Source organism: Pseudomonas nitroreducens, from assembly GCF_024170165.1.
GTDB lineage: Bacteria > Pseudomonadota > Gammaproteobacteria > Pseudomonadales > Pseudomonadaceae > Pseudomonas > Pseudomonas nitroreducens_C.
Map to the genome: position 1 here is coordinate 109,374 of NZ_JALJXP010000018.1, position 18,020 is coordinate 127,393.

General features: G+C 63.1%; 19 protein-coding genes. 4 read left to right on the top strand and 15 right to left on the bottom strand.

Annotated elements, in window-relative coordinates; all coding sequences use genetic code 11:
• The first annotated feature begins 262 nt into the window (after window positions 1-262).
• The 3 genes from J2T47_RS27400 to J2T47_RS27410 all read left to right on the top strand — a co-directional run bounded on the left by J2T47_RS27400 (window position 263) and on the right by J2T47_RS27410 (window position 4,508).
• Complete coding sequence (locus tag J2T47_RS27400; RefSeq protein ID WP_253453680.1) at window positions 263-760, top strand: sigma-70 family RNA polymerase sigma factor; 498 nt, start codon at window positions 263-265, stop codon at window positions 758-760.
• Window positions 757-1,731, top strand: coding sequence for a FecR domain-containing protein (locus J2T47_RS27405; protein ID WP_253453683.1), 975 nt, complete (start codon window positions 757-759; stop codon window positions 1,729-1,731). The genes J2T47_RS27400 and J2T47_RS27405 overlap by 4 nt, the downstream gene beginning before the upstream one ends.
• A 332-nt stretch (window positions 1,732-2,063) precedes the next feature.
• Complete coding sequence (locus J2T47_RS27410; protein WP_253453686.1) at window positions 2,064-4,508, top strand: TonB-dependent siderophore receptor; 2,445 nt, start codon at window positions 2,064-2,066, stop codon at window positions 4,506-4,508.
• Window positions 4,509-4,692: 184 nt separating this feature from the next.
• On the opposite strand, the gene J2T47_RS27415 is transcribed toward J2T47_RS27410, so the two are convergent.
• The 3 genes from J2T47_RS27415 to J2T47_RS27425 form a co-directional block, all read right to left on the bottom strand.
• Window positions 4,693-4,881: a hypothetical protein gene (locus J2T47_RS27415; RefSeq protein WP_253453690.1), complete on the bottom strand. Its 189-nt coding sequence runs from the start codon at window positions 4,879-4,881 to the stop codon at window positions 4,693-4,695.
• Window positions 4,882-5,056: 175 nt separating this feature from the next.
• Entirely contained in the window at window positions 5,057-5,554 is a 498-nt protein-coding gene (gene ssb / locus J2T47_RS27420) for a single-stranded DNA-binding protein (RefSeq protein ID WP_017521888.1), read from the bottom strand.
• 18 nt (window positions 5,555-5,572) lie between these two features.
• The gene (locus J2T47_RS27425) at window positions 5,573-6,961 is read right to left on the bottom strand and encodes an MFS transporter (protein ID WP_081517085.1); all 1,389 of its coding nucleotides are present in this window, start codon (window positions 6,959-6,961) and stop codon (window positions 5,573-5,575) included.
• A 213-nt stretch (window positions 6,962-7,174) separates the two neighbouring features.
• On the opposite strand from J2T47_RS27425, the gene uvrA reads away from it, so the two are divergent.
• A complete protein-coding gene (uvrA, locus tag J2T47_RS27430; RefSeq protein WP_253453693.1) occupies window positions 7,175-10,009 on the top strand; it encodes an excinuclease ABC subunit UvrA in 2,835 nt (944 codons plus the stop codon).
• Between the two features lie 120 nt (window positions 10,010-10,129).
• Here the strand turns inward: uvrA and bfr are convergent, their stop codons facing one another.
• The 12 genes from bfr to rpsE form a co-directional block, all read right to left on the bottom strand.
• Window positions 10,130-10,594 carry a bacterioferritin gene (gene bfr / locus J2T47_RS27435; RefSeq protein WP_015475340.1) on the bottom strand — a complete coding sequence of 155 codons (465 nt, stop codon included), beginning with the start codon at window positions 10,592-10,594 and terminating at the stop codon, window positions 10,130-10,132.
• Window positions 10,595-10,719: 125 nt separating this feature from the next.
• The gene (katA, locus tag J2T47_RS27440; protein ID WP_253453696.1) at window positions 10,720-12,168 is read right to left on the bottom strand and encodes a catalase KatA; all 1,449 of its coding nucleotides are present in this window, start codon (window positions 12,166-12,168) and stop codon (window positions 10,720-10,722) included.
• 272 nt (window positions 12,169-12,440) lie between these two features.
• The gene (gene rplQ, locus J2T47_RS27445) at window positions 12,441-12,830 is read right to left on the bottom strand and encodes a 50S ribosomal protein L17 (protein WP_015475338.1); all 390 of its coding nucleotides are present in this window, start codon (window positions 12,828-12,830) and stop codon (window positions 12,441-12,443) included.
• 43 nt (window positions 12,831-12,873) lie between these two features.
• A complete protein-coding gene (locus J2T47_RS27450) occupies window positions 12,874-13,875 on the bottom strand; it encodes a DNA-directed RNA polymerase subunit alpha (RefSeq protein WP_009617182.1) in 1,002 nt (333 codons plus the stop codon).
• A 22-nt stretch (window positions 13,876-13,897) separates the two neighbouring features.
• Window positions 13,898-14,518, bottom strand: a complete 621-nt coding sequence (rpsD, locus tag J2T47_RS27455; RefSeq protein ID WP_054906702.1) for a 30S ribosomal protein S4 — start codon at window positions 14,516-14,518, stop codon at window positions 13,898-13,900.
• A gap of 16 nt (window positions 14,519-14,534) precedes the next feature.
• Window positions 14,535-14,924, bottom strand: coding sequence for a 30S ribosomal protein S11 (gene rpsK / locus J2T47_RS27460; protein WP_003093689.1), 390 nt, complete (start codon window positions 14,922-14,924; stop codon window positions 14,535-14,537).
• An 18-nt stretch (window positions 14,925-14,942) separates the two neighbouring features.
• On the bottom strand, window positions 14,943-15,299 hold the full coding sequence (gene rpsM, locus J2T47_RS27465) for a 30S ribosomal protein S13 (protein WP_024767079.1): 357 nt from the start codon (window positions 15,297-15,299) through the stop codon (window positions 14,943-14,945).
• 130 nt (window positions 15,300-15,429) lie between these two features.
• Complete coding sequence (rpmJ, locus tag J2T47_RS27470) at window positions 15,430-15,546, bottom strand: 50S ribosomal protein L36 (RefSeq protein WP_045215308.1); 117 nt, start codon at window positions 15,544-15,546, stop codon at window positions 15,430-15,432.
• A gap of 24 nt (window positions 15,547-15,570) precedes the next feature.
• Window positions 15,571-16,902 carry a preprotein translocase subunit SecY gene (gene secY / locus J2T47_RS27475; RefSeq protein ID WP_024767080.1) on the bottom strand — a complete coding sequence of 444 codons (1,332 nt, stop codon included), beginning with the start codon at window positions 16,900-16,902 and terminating at the stop codon, window positions 15,571-15,573.
• The gene (gene rplO, locus J2T47_RS27480; protein WP_045215310.1) at window positions 16,903-17,337 is read right to left on the bottom strand and encodes a 50S ribosomal protein L15; all 435 of its coding nucleotides are present in this window, start codon (window positions 17,335-17,337) and stop codon (window positions 16,903-16,905) included.
• 3 nt (window positions 17,338-17,340) lie between these two features.
• Complete coding sequence (gene rpmD / locus J2T47_RS27485) at window positions 17,341-17,517, bottom strand: 50S ribosomal protein L30 (RefSeq protein ID WP_009617174.1); 177 nt, start codon at window positions 17,515-17,517, stop codon at window positions 17,341-17,343.
• 2 nt (window positions 17,518-17,519) lie between these two features.
• Window positions 17,520-18,020 carry a 30S ribosomal protein S5 gene (gene rpsE / locus J2T47_RS27490; protein WP_009617173.1) on the bottom strand — a complete coding sequence of 167 codons (501 nt, stop codon included), beginning with the start codon at window positions 18,018-18,020 and terminating at the stop codon, window positions 17,520-17,522.

An 18,020-nucleotide genomic window follows, 5' to 3' on the forward strand; every position in this document is an offset into this window, starting at 1 on the left:
CGGCCCTGCCTCTCACACCGAAATCGCCCGTTGACGTCCACGTAGGATGGCGTGGAGCGAAGCGATACCCATCGCTGGCCTGGCAGTCAGGCTGATGGGTATCGCAAGCTCCACCCATCCTACGAACCGAGCGACCTGTGGGAACGCCCCACGGGCATGGCCCGCTCCTACAGAGAACGCCGGGAGTTCAGACACATCTTGCAAATGGCCATCGCCTTGTTGAAAATGCGACAAATTATCATTTGCAACGTTCTGCGTGCCCATGTCCTCGACCTTCGACGTCCAGTCGCTCTACAGCGACCATCACGGCTGGCTGCACAACTGGCTCCGCGGCCGGCTGGGCAATGCCGCCGATGCCGCCGACCTGGCCCAGGACACCTTCCTGCGCGTACTGCTCAGGCCCGAGCGCGCCGAACTGCATACCCCGCGCGCCTTCCTGCGCACCGTCGCCCGCGGCCTGGTGATCGACCACTGGCGACGCCAGGAGCTGGAGCGCGCCTACCTCGACTCCATCGCCCATCTGCCGGAAGCGCAGGTGCCGTCGGCGGAAGACCGGCACACCATCCTCCAACTGCTGGAGAACATCGCCCGCCTGCTCGACGGCCTCAAGCCAAAGGTACGCAGCGCCTTCCTGCTGGCCCAGTGCGAAGGCCTGCCCCATGCGCAGATCGCCGAGGAACTGGGCGTCTCGGTGCGTTCGGTGGAGCGCTACATCGCCGAAGCGCTGTTCCACTGCTACCAGCTGCGGTACGCCGAGTGAGCGGCGCCAGCGCCACGCCCGATCCCCGGGTAGTGAAGCAGGCCATCCAGTGGACCCTGCGCCTGAGCGGCAATGCCGATCCCGAGCTGCTCAGCGCCTGCAATCATTGGCGCCAGGCCAACCCCGAACATGAAACCGCCTGGCTGCGGGTACAGGCGCTGAACAGCGAGCTGGCTGCCGGCTACCAGGCCGTGCCCGGCGCCCGCGTGGCGCTGGAGACGCTGGAAAGCACCAGCCAGCGCCTGCAGCGGCGCCAGGCACTCAAGCTGCTCTCGACCTTCGCCCTCGGCGCTTCCGCGCTGTGGCTGGCCCGCGACATCACGCCCTGGCAACGCTGGATGGCCGACTACAGCACCGCCACCGGCGAGCGCCAGCGCTTCACCCTGGCTGACGGCAGCCTGCTGCAACTGAACACCGACAGCGCAGTGAACGTGCGCTTCGATCCGCGCCAGCGCCTGCTGATACTGGAGCGCGGCGAGATTCTCGTCAGCACCGCCCAGGACGCCGCGCGCCCGTTGCGGGTGCGCAATCGCGATGGCCTGTTCGAAGCCCTGGGCACTCGATTCGTGCTGCGCCAGGATGAGCGCTCCACCCGCCTGAGCGTCGAGCAAGGCTCGGTGGCCATCGCCCCGCGCGTGCGCGGCCAGACCACCGCCATCGCCGAAGCTGGGCAGACCTACGAGATCAACGGTGACAGCGCGCTGCTGGCCGAACGCAGCAACATGGACAGCGCCGCCTGGGCCGACGGCCTGATCGTCACCCGCGACATGCGCCTGGCGGACTTCCTCGCCGAGATCGGCCGCTACCGTCACGGGCATCTGCATTGCGATGCCAGCGTGGCCGACCTGCGTCTCTCCGGCGTTTTCCGCCTGGACGACACCGACAAGCTGCTGGCCCTGTTGCCGCAGACCCTGCCAGTGCGGGTGGAGAAGCGCACCGACTGGTGGGTGACGGTGAGAGCGCGGGGCTGAGTGGGGAGATCGGCGTTTGCACCAGCACCCTCTCCCTAACCCTCTCCCTGAAGGGAGAGGGGACTCGTTCGGCGCGATCTGTTACTGCGGAATATTCCTCAAGCCGTGGCATCAGGATGGCCAGGGTGCGCCGCTTGGCACGGATGCTCCCTCTCCCTTCAGAGCGGGGCGCGCAGCCAGGGCTGGGGAGAGGGGCTCCTCATTGAGCAACGAACCAGATCCGTGCCAGATAATATTTCCTCGCAATCGAGAATTATTTTTGTCGGGTTTCATCGCCCGGTCCGGCAAGGAGGAATACCCCGATCATTTCCCTTGTCCACGGAAGCCCCAGCATGCCAGCCGCCCACCTCCCGATGCCCTCCCCCGCCCTGCCCCGCGCCAGCCGGCTGGCCCATGCCGTGCGCGGCGCGCTGCTCTGCGCCAGCCTGGGAGCCAGCCTGCCGCTGGGCGCCTTCGCCGCAGACGCTGCCGCCATCACCAGCAGCCGCGCCTACGCGATTCCGGCCGGACCGCTGGACGAGGTGCTCAACAGCTTCGCCCGCGAGGCCGGCATCACCCTGTCGGCCACGCCGGAGCAGACCCGCGGCCTGAACTCGGCCGGGCTGAACGGTACCTATTCGGTGGATCAGGGCCTCTCGCGCCTGCTGGCGGACACTCCGCTGGAAGCCGCCGACCAGGGCGACGGCAATTACGTGCTGCGCGCCGCCGCGCCAAGCGACGTGCTGGCCATGCCGTCCAGCGATGTGTTCGCCCTCGGCAACGCGCTGGGCGAGGAAGACGGCTACCTGGCGACCCACAGCCAGATCGCCACCAAGACCTCCAAGTCCCTGCTGGAAACCAGCCAGAGCGTCTCGGTGATCACCCGCGAACAGATCGACGACACCGCCTCCAAGACCGTGCAGCAGGCGATCCGCTACACCCCCGGCATCTTCACCGGCCAGGTCGGCGCCTCGAACCGCTACGACTACATCGTCATGCGCGGCTTCGCCGACAACAGCGTGGACAACATCTACCTCGACGGCCTCAAGGCCATGGGCGACAGCGGCACCTTCAGCTCGATGCAGATCGACCCGTACTTCCTCGAACGCATCGACGTGCTCAAGGGCCCGTCCTCGGTGCTCTATGGCCGCAGCCTGCCCGGCGGCCTGGTGGCGCTGACCAGCAAGAAGCCGCTGTACGAGGACTACCACCAGATCACCGGCACCGTCGGCAACATGGGCCAGAAGGAAATGGGCTTCGACTTCAGCGGCCCGCTGGATGAGGAGAAGCGCATCGCCTACCGCCTGGTGGGCCTGGGCAAGGGTTCGGACACCCAGTTCGACCACGTCAAGGAAGAGCGCTACGCCATCGCCCCGACCCTGGCCATCGACTTCACCGAAGACACCACCCTGACCCTGCAGGGCTACCTGCAGCACGACCCGAACGGCGGCTACCACGGCGGCGTGCCGGCGGACGGCGCATTGTTCCACCACAACGGCCAGAAGATCTCCCGCGAGTTCTTCGACGGCGAGCCGAGCCAGGACGACTTCGACCGCACCCAGCGCATGTTCGGCTACCAGTTGGAGCACCGCTTCGACGACGTGTGGTCCGCGCGGCAGAACTTCCGCTACCTGGATTCCGATGTCGATCTCTCGCAGGTCTATGCCTACGGCTGGACAGCGCCGGACGAGAACACCCTGAACCGCTACTTCTCCGGTGCCCGCGAGCACCTGCAGGCGTACATCGTGGATAACATGGCGCAGGCCGAGTTCAGCACCGGCGCGGCGAAGCACACCCTGCTGATGGGCCTGGACTACCAGCGCCGCCGCACCAGCGTGGACTGGCGCTCCGGCTCGGCGCAGCCGCTGGACGCGTTCGACCCGCACTACGGCAACGACACCATCAGCTACTACCCGGACGACAACCACACCCGTCGCCTGGAACAGACCGGCGTCTACCTGCAGGACCTGATCGACATCGACAACTGGCGCTTCTCCCTCGGCATGCGCGAGGACTGGGTGACGGTCGAGGACAAGAACCGCAGCAGCGGCAGCAAGGCCGACGACGACTGGAAGAAATTCACCGGGCGCATCGGCGCGCTCTACCTGTTCGACAACGGCGTCGCGCCGTACATCAGCTACTCCGAGTCGTTCAACCCCAACGCCTACTCCGATCAGTCCGGCACGCCGCTGGAGCCGACCGAGGGCAAGCAGTGGGAAGCCGGCCTGAAGTTCCAGCCCGAGGGCAGCCGCAGCCTGTACACCGCGTCGCTCTTCCACATCACCCAGGAGAACGTCGCGTCGAAGGAGCCGCAGGACAACTTCTACACCTCCGTGGGCGAAGTGCGCTCCCAGGGCCTGGAGCTGGAAGCGCACACCCAGCTCACCGACAACCTCAAGGTGCTCGGCAGCTACACCTACACCGACATCACCTACACGAAATCCCTGGACGGTAACCAGGGCCATACCCCGAACCAGGCGCCCAAGCACATGGCCTCGCTATGGGCCGACTACGGCTTCAACGCCGGCCCGCTGGACGGCCTGACTCTTGGCGGCGGCGCCCGCTACGTCGGCGAGACCTGGGCGGACAAGGAAAACACCCTGCGTGTGCCGGACTACACCCTGGTGGATGCACGCATCGGCTACGACCTGTCCCGCGTCGGCCTCAAGGGCCTGGATGTCAGCCTCAATGCCAACAACCTGCTGGACAAGGACTACGTGGCGTCCTGCTACAGCCTGGACTTCTGCTACTTCGGCGAGAAGCGCAACGTCACTGCGACGGTGAACTACCAGTTCTGACAGCGCTCTTTGTAGGAGCGAGCTTGCTCGCGAACAGACGTCTCGGCAGCACGTAGGGCGCAAAACGCGCCAGCGTTATCCGCCGAAAAGGGGCGGCGGATAACCTGTTCCAGGTTATCCGCCCACCGACAATCCGAACTCTTGAGCCCCGTGGCGCGGCCGTCGCCTCGGGGCTTTTCATGCTTTAGAAGTCCGCCGCGTGGCGGTAGCGCGCCTCCAGCTCCAGGGAAACGCGGTAGGCCTGCGCCTCGCCTTCGGTGTGGAAGATGCCGACCAGCTGGCCTTCCTGGTGTACATCCCAGCAACGCCCGCCGAGGGCGCGGAACTCGCGGGATTTATGGTCATCGTCACGCTCGGTCACTGTAATGCTCATGTCTTTTCTTCTCCGGTTTTGCCGTACATCAAGGCAAAGCCAGAATCATTTAATTAGCTAGCTAATTAAATACTCGCTTTCGAGAAAGACCGTTACTAAGACTCGCCAAAACGAGCGTCCCAGAAACGCAAAAGCGCAGCTCGAAGGCTGCGCTCTTGGTGACGATCCGTTCGGCTTAGAACGGGATGTCGTCGTCGAAGCTGTCGTAGTCCGGAGCCGGTTGCGGCGCGGGCTGGGACTGTTGCTGCGGCGCAGGGCGCTGGGCCTGCTGCGGACGCTGCTGCGGCTCACGCGGTGCGCGCGGTGCATCGTCACCACCGGCGCCGGGACGGCCGCCCAGCAGCTGCATGTTGCCGTTGATGTCGACCACGATTTCGGTGGTGTACTTGTCCTGGCCGTCCTGACCCTGCCACTTGCGGGTACGCAGGCTGCCTTCGACGTAGATCTGCGAACCCTTGCGCACGTACTCGGCGACGATTTCCGCCAGGCGACCGAAGAACACCACGCGGTGCCACTCGGTACGCTCCTGCTGCTGGCCGGTCTGCTTGTCCTTCCAGCTCTCGCTGGTGGCCAGGGTGACGTTGGTCACCGCGTTGCCGTTGGGCATGTAGCGGGTTTCCGGATCGCCACCGACGTTACCGACCAGAATGACTTTGTTAACCCCACGGGCCATGACGCTCTCCTAAAGGCTTCAGCACGTCGCCTGCTCGGCGCCGGCGAGGCGCTCGAGGGACGTGCGATCAACTTGTTGGGAATCCACTTTGACATAAGCGGCCGCTTCTTCAGCGACCACCATCACATCGCTCACACCGGGCAATGCCTTGAAACGCTCAGCCAACGAAGCATCGCGCAGCGCCTCGTCAGACAGAGGCAGGCGAATACTCGTTACATAAGGCGGTTCACGCATGGTAACAGCAATCGCCAGCCAGATGGCAGCCAGCACCGCGCAGCCGATGAACACCCCGTCGAGCCCGCCGTGCTGGAACATCCAGCCGCCCAGGATGCCGCCCACGGCGGCGCCGAGGAACTGGCTGGTGGAGTACACGCCCATCGCCGTGCCCTTGCCGCCGGCCGGCGACACCTTGCTCACCAGCGAAGGCAGCGAGGCCTCCAGCAGGTTGAACGCGGTGAAGTAGACGATGATGCCGAACACCAGTTCCTTGAGGCTGTTGCCGAACTCCCAGAAGAACAGTTCGCAGAGCATCAGGGTCGCCACGGCACCGGTCAGCACGCGCTTCATCTGACGCTTCTTCTCGGCGTAGATGATGAACGGGACCATGCCGAAGAAGCCCACCAGCAGCGCGGTCAGGTAGACCCACCAGTGTTCTTCCTTGGGCAGCCCGGCGCGTTCCACCAGCGCCAGCGGCAGCGCGACGAAGCTAGCCATGAGGATGGCGTGGAGGACCAGGATGCCGGCGTCCAGGCGCAGCAGCTCGCCGTTCTTCAAGGTCGGCAGCAGCGACTGCTTGGCCACGCTGGACTCGCGGTGCTGCATGCGGTGGTCGGGCGTCGGCACGAAGAACAGGATGATCAGCATGCCCACCAGGGCCATGCCGGCGGTGAACCAGAACAGCCCGTGCAGGCCGAACCAGTGGGTCAGCACCGGGCCGGCGACCATCGCCACGGCGAAGGAGACGCCGATGCTCATGCCGATCATGGCCATGGCCTTGGTGCGGTGCTGCTCGCGGGTGAGGTCGGAGAGCATCGCCATCACCGCCGCGGAGATCGCCCCGGCGCCCTGCAGGACACGGCCGGCGATGATGCCCCAGATGGAGTCGGCGTTGGCCGCCAGCGCGGCGCCGGCGGCGAACACCAGCAGGCCGACGACGATGATCGGCCGGCGGCCGATGCGGTCGGACAGGGTGCCCAGCGGAATCTGCAGGATCGCCTGGGTCAGGCCGTAGGCGCCGATGGCCAGGCCGATCAGTGCCGGGGTGGCGCCGGCCAGGTCCTGGCCGTAGGTGGCGAGCACCGGCAGCACCATGAACATGCCGAGCATGCGGAACGCGAAGACCAGGGACAGGCCGGCGGCCGCGCGGGTTTCGGTGCCACTCATGCGCTCAGTGTGGGAATCGTGCATAGGCCCCTCATGAAAAGACAAAAAACGGGAATGCGCTGGATTGCCCCCGTGGCATCGCGCCATCCGGGCCTCGCAGGGCCGGTTGTCGCCAACGCCGAAAAATAGCCGCGCATTCTACCAGCCCAACGGTCCAAGGGCACACACGCGCTACTTTGCCGGGTGCCGGAATCGCCCCGTATAATCGATAGTTTTCGCCCGCCATGCGAGGCCGCAGTGGACAAGATCCTCATCCGTGGGGCACGTACCCACAACCTGAAGAACATCGACCTGACCCTGCCGCGCGACAAGCTGATCGTGATCACCGGCCTGTCGGGTTCCGGCAAATCTTCCCTGGCTTTCGACACCCTCTACGCCGAGGGCCAGCGCCGCTACGTGGAATCCCTGTCGGCCTATGCCCGGCAGTTCCTCTCGATGATGGAAAAGCCCGACGTCGACACCATCGAAGGTCTGTCGCCGGCGATCTCCATCGAGCAGAAATCCACTTCCCACAACCCGCGTTCCACCGTGGGCACCATCACCGAGATCTACGACTACCTGCGCCTGCTCTATGCCCGCGTGGGTATTCCGCGCTGCCCGGACCACGACATCCCGCTGGAGGCGCAGACCGTCAGCCAGATGGTCGACCAGGTACTGGCGCTGCCCGAAGGCCGCAAGCTGATGCTGCTGGCCCCGGTGATCCGCGAACGCAAGGGTGAGCACCTGGCGGTGTTCGAGGAGATGCGCGCCCAGGGCTTCGTCCGCGCACGCGTCGACGGCAAGCTCTACGAGCTGGATGAAGTGCCCAAGCTGGACAAGAAGCTGAAGCACTCCATCGACATCGTGGTCGACCGTTTCAAGGTGCGTGGCGACCTGCAACAGCGCCTGGCGGAGTCCTTCGAGACGGCGATCAACCTGGCCGACGGCATCGCGCTGGTTGCACCGATGGACGATGAAGAAGGCGAAGAGATGATCTTCTCCGCCCGCTTCGCCTGCCCGATCTGCGGCCACTCCATCAGCGAGCTGGAGCCCAAGCTGTTCTCCTTCAACAACCCGGCCGGCGCCTGCCCGACCTGCGATGGCCTGGGTGTGAAACAGTTCTTCGACGCGCGCCGGGTGGTCAACGGCGAGCTGACCCTGGCCGAAGGCGCGATCCGCGGCTGGGACCGGCGCAACGTCTACTACTTCCAGATGCTCGGCTCGCTGGCCGGGCACTTCGGTTTCAGCCTGGAGGAGCCTTTCCAGGACCTCGACGCGGAGCACCAGAAGTTCATCCTCAACGGTTCGGGGCGCGAGAACGTCGAATTCCGCTACCTCAACGACCGTGGCGACATCGTCAAGCGCGCACACCCGTTCGAGGGCATCCTGCCGAACCTGGAGCGCCGCTACCGCGAGACCGAGTCGGCCACCGTGCGCGAGGAGCTGGCCAAGTTCCTCAGCACCCAGCCCTGCCCGGACTGCCACGGCACCCGCCTGCGCCGCGAAGCGCGCCACGTATGGGTGGGCGACAAGACCCTGCCGGCGATCACCTCGATGCCGGTGGGCACCGCCTGCGAGTATGCCGAGAGCCTGACCCTCACCGGCCGCCGCGGCGAGATCGCCTCGAAGATCCTCAAGGAGATCCGCGAGCGCCTGCAGTTCCTGGTCAACGTCGGCCTGGATTATCTGACCCTGGACCGCAGCGCCGACACCCTGTCCGGCGGCGAGGCCCAGCGCATCCGCCTGGCCAGCCAGATCGGCGCCGGCCTGGTGGGCGTCATGTACATCCTCGACGAGCCCTCCATCGGCCTGCACCAGCGTGACAACGAGCGCCTGCTGGGCACCCTCACCCACCTGCGCAACCTGGGCAACACGGTGATCGTGGTCGAGCACGACGAGGACGCCATCCGCCTCGCCGACTATGTCGTCGACATCGGCCCCGGCGCCGGCGTGCACGGCGGCCAGATCGTCGCCGAGGGCACGCCGCAACAGGTCATGGACCACCCGGACTCGGTCACCGGCGCCTACCTGTCCGGCCGCACCAAGATCGTCGTGCCCGCCGAGCGTACCCCGCGCAACAAGAAGCAACTGCTCAAGCTCAAGGGCGCGCGCGGCAACAACCTGCAGAACGTCAACCTGGAAATCCCGGTCGGCCTGTTCACCTGCATCACTGGTGTCTCCGGCTCGGGCAAGTCGACGCTGATCAACAACACCCTGTTCCCGATCACCGCCACCGCGCTCAACGGCGCCACCACGCTGGAAGTCGCGCCCTACGACTCGTTCGACGGCCTGCAACACCTGGACAAGGTGGTGGACATCGACCAGAGCCCGATCGGCCGCACCCCGCGCTCCAACCCGGCGACCTACACCGGGCTGTTCACGCCGATACGCGAGCTGTTCGCCGGCGTGCCGGAAGCTCGTTCGCGCGGCTACGGTCCGGGGCGTTTCTCGTTCAACGTCAAGGGCGGCCGCTGCGAAGCCTGCCAGGGCGACGGCGTGATCAAGGTGGAGATGCACTTCCTGCCGGACATCTACGTTCCCTGCGACGTCTGCAAGGGCAAGCGCTACAACCGCGAGACCCTGGAAGTCCGCTACAAGGGCAAGAGCATCACCGAGGTGCTGGACATGACCATCGAGGACGCCCGCGCGTTCTTCGACGCCGTGCCGGCCATCGCCCGCAAGCTGCAGACGCTGATGGATGTCGGCCTGTCGTACATCAAGCTCGGCCAGAGCGCGACCACGCTGTCCGGTGGTGAGGCGCAACGGGTGAAGCTGTCCCGCGAGCTGTCCAAGCGCGATACCGGCAAGACCCTGTACATCCTCGACGAGCCGACCACCGGCCTGCACTTCGCGGATATCCAGCAATTGCTCGACGTGCTCCACCGCCTGCGTGACCACGGCAACACCGTAGTGGTCATCGAGCACAACCTGGATGTGATCAAGACCGCCGACTGGCTGGTCGATCTCGGCCCCGAGGGCGGCTCCAAGGGCGGCCAGATCATCGCCACCGGCACCCCGGAGCAGGTCGCGGAACTGCCGGTGTCGCACACCGGGCACTTCCTCAAGCCGCTGCTGGAGCGCGACCGGGCCTGATCCGCGCCGGCATGAAAAAAGCCCCTGTTGCCAATCGGCGCAGGGGCTTTTTGTTGGCCGCTTGTAGGAGCGGGCCATGCCCGCGACCAGCGCGCTGCGCGCGCTCCTACAAGACGCGGATCAGATCTGCGACTGCAGATAGTTCTCCAGGCCCATCTTCTGGATCAGGCCCAGTTGCTGCTCCAGCCAATACGCGTGGTCTTCCTCGGTATCGGTCAGCTGCACGCGCAGGATGTCGCGGGTGACGAAGTCCTTGTGCTTCTCGCACAGGGCAATGCCCTTGGCCAGCGCGGCGCGTACGTGACGCTCCAGTTTGAGGTCGGCCTCCAGCATCTCCGGCACGGTTTTGCCCGGGTGAATGTCGTCCGGGCGCATGCGCGGGGTGCCTTCGAGCAGCAGGATGCGGCGCAGCAGTGCGTCGGCGTGCTGGGTTTCCTCTTCCATTTCGTGGTTGAGGCGCTCGTAGAGCTTGGTGAAGCCCCAGTCCTCGTACATGCGCGAGTGGATGAAGTACTGGTCGCGAGCGGCCAGCTCACCGGTCAGCAGCGTGTTGAGATAATCGATAACCTCGGCGTGGCCTTGCATCAGCCTTCTCCCTGGGACGTGACAGCGAATTAAACGGCGCTATGGTCGCGACTGGCCATGACCGAGGTCAAGCACCGGAAACGCAGCCGCCCTCCGAAGAGGGCGGCTGGTAGTGCATTTTGAGCTTAGTCGAGCTTCAGGCCCAGCGCCTTGGCGACACCTTCGCCGTAGGCCGGGTCGATATTGAAGAACAGCGCGAGCTGGCGACGCTGGATGGCTTCCGGCACGCCTGCCATGTCGCCGGCGATATTCTCGTACAGGCGTTGCCGCTGGGCTTCGTCGAACAGTCGGAACAGAGCGGCTGGCTGGCTGTAGTAGTCATCGTCGACACGGTGGTTCCAGTGATCCGCGCTACCTTCCAGGGTCAACGGCGGCTCGGAATAGTCCGGCTGCTCCTGCCACTGGTTGAAGCTGTTCGGCTCGTAGGTGACCGTCATGTCGCCGTTGTTGCCGTCCACCCGCATGGCGCCGTCGCGGTGGTAGATGCGCGGGTTGTTGCGCGCAGCGTTCACCGGGATCTGGTGGTGGTTCACGCCCAGGCGGTAGCGGTGAGCATCGCCGTAGGAGAACAGGCGACCCTGGAGCATTCTGTCCGGGGAGAAACCGATGCCGGGGACGATGTTCGCCGGGCTGAAGGCGGACTGTTCGACCTCGGCGAAGTAGTTCGCCGGGTTGCGGTTCAGCTCGAAGTAGCCGACTTCGATCAGCGGGTAGTCGCCGTGTGGCCAGACCTTGGTCAGGTCGAACGGGTTGTAGCGGTAGGTCGACGCCTCCTTCTCCGGCATCACCTGCACGTACATCTTCCAGCGCGGGAAATCGCCGCGTTCGATGGCGTCGTACAGGTCGCGCTGCGAGCTTTCGCGGTCGGCACCGACCAGCTTGGCGGCGTCCTCGTTGCTCAGGTTCTCGATGCCCTGCTGAGTCTTGAAGTGGAACTTGACCCAGAAGCGCTCATTGCTGGCGTTGATGAAGCTGAAGGTGTGGCTGCCGAAGCCATGGACATGACGGTAGCTGCACGGCAGGCCGCGATCGCTGAAGTCGATGGTCAGCTGGTGCAGCGCTTCAGGCAGGTGCGAGAAGAAATCCCACTTCAGGGTGGCGTTGCGCAGGTTGGTGCGCGGGTCGCGTTTCACCACGTGGTTCAGATCGGGGAATTTCAGCGGGTCGCGGAAGTAGAAGACCGGGGTGTTGTTGCCCACCAGGTCCCAGTTGCCTTCCTCGGTGTAGAACTTCAGGGCGAAGCCGCGGATATCGCGCTCGGCGTCCGCCGCGCCACGTTCACCAGCGACGGTGGAAAAGCGCAGGAACAGCGGAGTCTGCTTGCCGACCTCGGAGAACAGCTTGGCGCGGCTGTAGCGGGTGATGTCATGGGTGACGGTGAAGGTGCCGTAGGCGGCCGAGCCCTTGGCATGCATGCGGCGCTCAGGAATCACTTCGCGGTCGAAGTGCGCCAGCTTCTCCAGGAACCAGACGTCCTGCAGCAGCATCGGGCCCCGCGGGCCGGCAGTCTGGACGTTCTGGTTATCGGCGACCGGCGCTCCGGCAGCAGTCGTCAGGCGGGTGTTGTCGCTCATCGTTACTCTCCTCAACGGCGGGGTGTGCAAAAGCCAGCGACTCACGAAGGTGGTGAGCCTGGCCCGACATCCCAATCGGACAATTAAGCGCCTCCAGCGGCATTGCGGCTGTTGATCCAGCTCAGCAAGCAGTAGAAGTCGACGCCGTTAAGGATCGGTGACAAGAGACTGAATCAGCCAATTTATTGATTCGAGCTGATCGATAGATAAAAACTTTTCAATAGGCGATAAAAAACCGGGCACAAGGCCCGGTTTCTTATAAGGCGTTAACCTTACTCTGCAGCTTCTACTGCTTGGCCGCCAACAGCGCGGTCAATCAGTTCGACGTATGCCATGGGGGCATTGTCGCCGGCGCGGAAGCCGCACTTCAGGATGCGCAGGTAGCCGCCCGGACGGTTGGCGTAGCGCTTGCCCAGTTCGTTGAACAGCTTGCCTACGGCTTCTTTCGAACGGGTACGGTCGAAAGCGAGACGACGGTTGGCAACGCTATCCACTTTAGCCAGGGTGATCAGCGGCTCGGCAACGCGACGCAGTTCCTTGGCCTTGGGCAGGGTGGTTTTGATCAGTTCGTGTTCGAAGAGCGACACAGCCATGTTCTGGAACATAGCCTTGCGGTGCGCGCTGGTGCGGCTCAGGTGACGACCACTTTTACGATGGCGCATGGTTCAATTCCTTTCCAAACTTTACGTTCGGTAGCTACGACGATCAGGCAGTAGCCTTGTCGTCTTTCTTGAGACTTGCCGGCGGCCAGTTGTCGAGGCGCATACCGAGGGACAGACCGCGAGAGGCCAGAACGTCCTTGATTTCGGTCAGGGACTTCTTGCCCAGGTTCGGCGTTTTGAGCAGCTCTACTTCGGTGCGCTGAATCAGGTCACCGATGTAGTAGATGTTCTCTGCCTTCAGGCAGTTTGCCGAACGGACGGTCAGCTCAAGGTCATCGACCGGACGCAGCAGGATCGGATCGATCTCGTCTTCCTGCTCTTCAACAACAGGCTCGCTGTCGCCTTTGAGGTCCACGAACGCTGCCAGCTGCTGTTGCAGGATGGTAGCGGCGCGACGGATAGCCTCTTCAGGGTCCAGGGTGCCGTTGGTTTCCAGATCGAGGACCAGCTTGTCCAGGTTGGTACGCTGTTCGACACGGGCGTTCTCGACCACGTAGGCAACACGACGTACGGGGCTGAACGAGGCGTCGAGCTGAAGACGGCCAATGCTGCGGCTTTCGTCTTCATCGCTCGAACGGGCATCAGCCGGCTCGTAGCCACGGCCACGAGCGACTTTCAGCTTCATGTTCAGCGCGCCGTTATCGGCCAGGTGGGCGATAACATGGTCACCGTTGACGATCTCGACATCATGATCCAGCTGAATATCGGCAGCGGTCACCACACCCGAGCCCTTTTTCGCCAGGGTCAGCGTCACTTCGTCACGGCCGTGCAGCTTGATGGCCAGGCCTTTCAGGTTGAGCAGGATCTCGATGACATCTTCCTGCACACCTTCGATGGCGGAGTACTCGTGGAGTACGCCGTCGATCTCGGCCTCGACTACTGCACAGCCAGGCATGGAGGACAACAGGATGCGACGCAGCGCGTTGCCCAGGGTATGGCCGAAACCACGCTCGAGAGGCTCGAGAGTGATCTTGGCGCGGGTTTGGCTGACCACCTGCACATCGATGTGGCGGGGGGTCAGGAACTCATTTACCGAACTCTGCATGGATGCACCTATTTTCTAGCCCTTACTTGGAGTAGAGCTCGACAATCAGGTTTTCGTTGATGTCGGCGGACAGATCGGCACGAGCCGGGACACTTTTGAAGGTGCCAGCTTTCTTGTCGGTGTCCACGTCGACCCACTCAACGCGACCGCGCTGGGCGCACAGGTCCAGAGCTTGGGCGATACGCAGCTGGTTCTTCGATTTCTCGCGAACAGCAACCACGTCACCAGCTTTGACCTGGTAGGACGGTACGTTTACGGTCTGACCGTTGACGCTGATGGTCTTGTGGGACACCAGCTGACGGGATTCGGAACGAGTGGAACCGAAGCCCATACGGTAGACGACGTTGTCCAGACGGCACTCAAGCAGCTGCAGCAGGTTTTCACCCGTGGAGCCCTTGCGGCGGGACGCTTCCTGATAGTAGCCACGGAATTGACGTTCCAGAACGCCGTAGATGCGGCGAACTTTTTGTTTCTCGCGCAGCTGCAGACCGTAGTCGGACAGGCGACCACGACGCTGGCCATGCTGACCGGGAACTTGTTCTGCCTTGCACTTCGAGTCGAGAGCGCGAACGCCGCTCTTCAGGAAGAGGTCAGTGCCTTCGCGGCGGGACAGTTTGCACTTGGGACCAATGTAACGAGCCATTTCTCACTGTCTCCTATTACACGCGACGCTTTTTCGGCGGACGGCAGCCGTTATGCGGGATCGGGGTTACGTCGGTGATGCTGGCGATCTTGTAACCGCAGGCATTCAGCGCACGAACAGCCGACTCGCGACCCGGGCCCGGGCCTTTGACGTTTACGTCAAGGTTCTTCAGACCGTATTCCAGAGCAGCCTGGCCGGCACGCTCGGCCGCTACCTGGGCAGCGAACGGGGTGCTCTTACGCGAGCCGCGGAAGCCCGAACCACCGGAGGTAGCCCAGGACAGAGCGTTGCCCTGACGATCAGTGATGGTAACGATGGTGTTGTTGAAGGACGCGTGGATATGCGCGATCCCGTCGACCACCGTCTTTTTGACTTTCTTGCGAGGACGAGCAGCAGGTTTTGCCATGACTAGATTCCTAAGCGATTACTTGCGGATCGGCTTACGCGGGCCCTTACGGGTGCGCGCGTTGGTCTTGGTGCGCTGACCGCGAACCGGCAGACCACGACGATGACGCAGACCGCGGTAGCAACCGAGGTCCATCAGACGCTTGATGTTCATGTTGATTTCGCGACGCAGGTCACCTTCGGTGGTCAGCTTGGCCACCTCGGTACGCAGCGAATCAATCTGCTCTTCGCTCAGCTCTTTGATCTTTACAGCCGGGCTGATGCCGGTGGCTGCACAGATGCTCTGTGCGGTAGTGCGACCAACACCATAGATGTAGGTCAGCGAGATAACAGTGTGCTTGTTATCCGGAATGTTTACGCCTGCAATACGGGCCATTCAGAAAAACTCCAATTGACAGCTACCCGGCGCCCAGGGAGCCAAGAAAGGGCGCGGATATTAGCGCTGTAAAAACAAATAATCAACCCGGCAGCACACTAGCTGCCGGGTTATAACGCGTGGTTCACACTCAGCCTTGGCGCTGCTTGTGACGCGGCTCCGAGCTGCAGATCACACGAACGACGCCTTCGCGACGGACGATCTTGCAGTTACGGCACAGCTTCTTAACCGATGCACGAACTTTCATCAGTGACTCCTCGAACCTTACGGGTTAGCGCAGCAGACCGCTGCCATAGCCCTTCAGGTTGGCTTTCTTCATGAGGGATTCGTACTGGTGCGAAACGAGGTGCGATTGTACTTGAGCCATAAAGTCCATCACAACCACGACCACGATCAGCAACGAGGTCCCGCCAAGGTAGAACGGTACGTGGGCAGCTACGACCAGGAACTGGGGCAGCAGGCACACAGCCGTCATGTACAGGGCACCGAACATGGTCAAACGGGTCAGAACGCCATCGATGTAGCGAGCCGACTGTTCACCCGGACGAATACCCGGAATAAATGCACCGGACTTCTTGAGGTTTTCCGCCACGTCCTTCGGGTTGAACATCAGCGCTGTGTAGAAGAAGCAGAAGAAAACGATCCCTGCACTAAACAGCAGAATGTTCAGCGGCTGACCAGGAGCGATCGCTTGCGCGACGTCCTGCAGCCAACCCAGGCCTTCCGACTGACCGAACCAGGCACCCAGGGATGCCGGGAACAGCAGGATGCTGCTGGCGAAAATCGCGGGGATTACACCCGCCATGTTCACTTTCAGCGGCAGATGGCTCGTCTGGGCGGCAAACACCTTGCGACCTTGCTGGCGCTTGGCGTAATGCACGGCGATACGGCGCTGACCCCGCTCGATGAACACCACGAACGCGATGATTGCCACAGCCAGGAGGCCGATGGCGATCAGGGCGAAGATGTTGATGTCACCTTGACGCGCGGACTCGAAGGACTGACCGATTGCTCGGGGCAGGCCTGCGACGATACCGGAGAAGATCAACATGGAGATGCCGTTGCCGACACCCCGCTCGGTGATCTGCTCACCCAGCCACATCATGAACAGTGCACCCGCCACGAAGGTGGTGACCGACACGAAGTAGAAGCCGAAGTCGTTGGAGAAGGCCACGCCCTGGCTACCCAGACCAATGGACATGCCAATGGCCTGGACGAGCGCCAGGACGAGAGTTGCGTAGCGGGTGTACTGGCTGATCTTGCGACGCCCAGACTCACCCTCTTTCTTCAACTGCTCCAGCTGCGGGCTGATAGCGGTCATGAGCTGCATGATGATCGATGCCGAGATGTACGGCATGATCCCCAGTGCAAAGATACTCATGCGCTCCAGCGCGCCGCCGGAAAACATGTTGAAGAGGCTAAGAATGGTCCCCTCGTTCTGCCGGAACAGTGCCGCCAAGCGATCGGGGTTGATGCCCGGGACTGGGATATGCGCGCCGATCCGATAGACGATGATCGCCAGGAACAGGAAACGCAGACGTGCCCAGAGCTCGGACAAACCACCACCGTTGCTCAGCGCAGAGAGAGCACCTTGCTTAGCCATTTAGTCCTCGATTTTGCCGCCAGCTGCTTCGATAGCCGCACGAGCGCCCTTGGTGGCGCCGATGCCTTTCAGGGTGACTGCGCGAGTAACGTCGCCCGACAGCATGACTTTCACACGCTGTACGTTCTGGTTAATCACGTTGGCATCCTTCAGGGACTGCACGGTTACGACATCACCTTCGACCTTGGCCAGTTCGGAAGTGCGCACTTCTGCGCGATCCATGGCTTTCAGCGAGTTGAAGCCGAACTTCGGCAGACGACGGTGCAGCGGTTGCTGACCACCCTCGAAGCCCGGAGCGATGGAGCCACCGGAGCGGGAGGTTTGACCTTTGTGACCACGGCCACCGGTCTTGCCCAGACCGCTACCGATGCCACGGCCCGGACGGTGCTTTTCGCGACGGGCACCCGGCGCGGAACGCAGATCGTTCAGTTGCATGGATTAACCCTCCACACGCAGCAGGTAGTAAGCCTTGTTAATCATGCCGCGGTTTTCAGGAGTGTCCTGAACTTCGACGGTGTGATTAATGCGACGCAGGCCGAGGCCTTTGACGCAAGCCTTGTGATTGGCCAGACGGCCGTTCAGGCTCTTGATCAGGGTAACTTTGACAGTTGCCATGGTTAGAGAATCTCCTCGACGCTCTTGCCACGCTTGGCCGCTACCGACTCAGGGGACTGCATGTTCTTCAGGCCCTTGAAGGTTGCGTAGACCACGTTCACCGGGTTGGTGGAGCCGTAGCACTTCGCCAGAACGTTCTGCACACCAGCAACTTCCAGGACAGCACGCATGGCGCCGCCGGCGATGATGCCGGTACCTTCGGAAGCCGGCTGCATGTACACCTTGGAGGCGCCATGAGCGGACTTGGTCGGGTACTGCAGGGTGGTGCCGTTCAGATCAACCTGGATCATGTTGCGGCGAGCAGCTTCCATTGCCTTCTGGATAGCGGCAGGCACTTCACGCGCCTTGCCACGACCGAAGCCAACACGGCCCTTGCCATCGCCAACCACGGTCAGCGCGGTGAAGGCGAAGATACGGCCACCTTTTACGGTTTTGGCGACGCGGTTCACTTGAACCAGCTTCTCGATGTAGCCTTCGTCGCGCTTTTGATCGTTGTTTGCCAT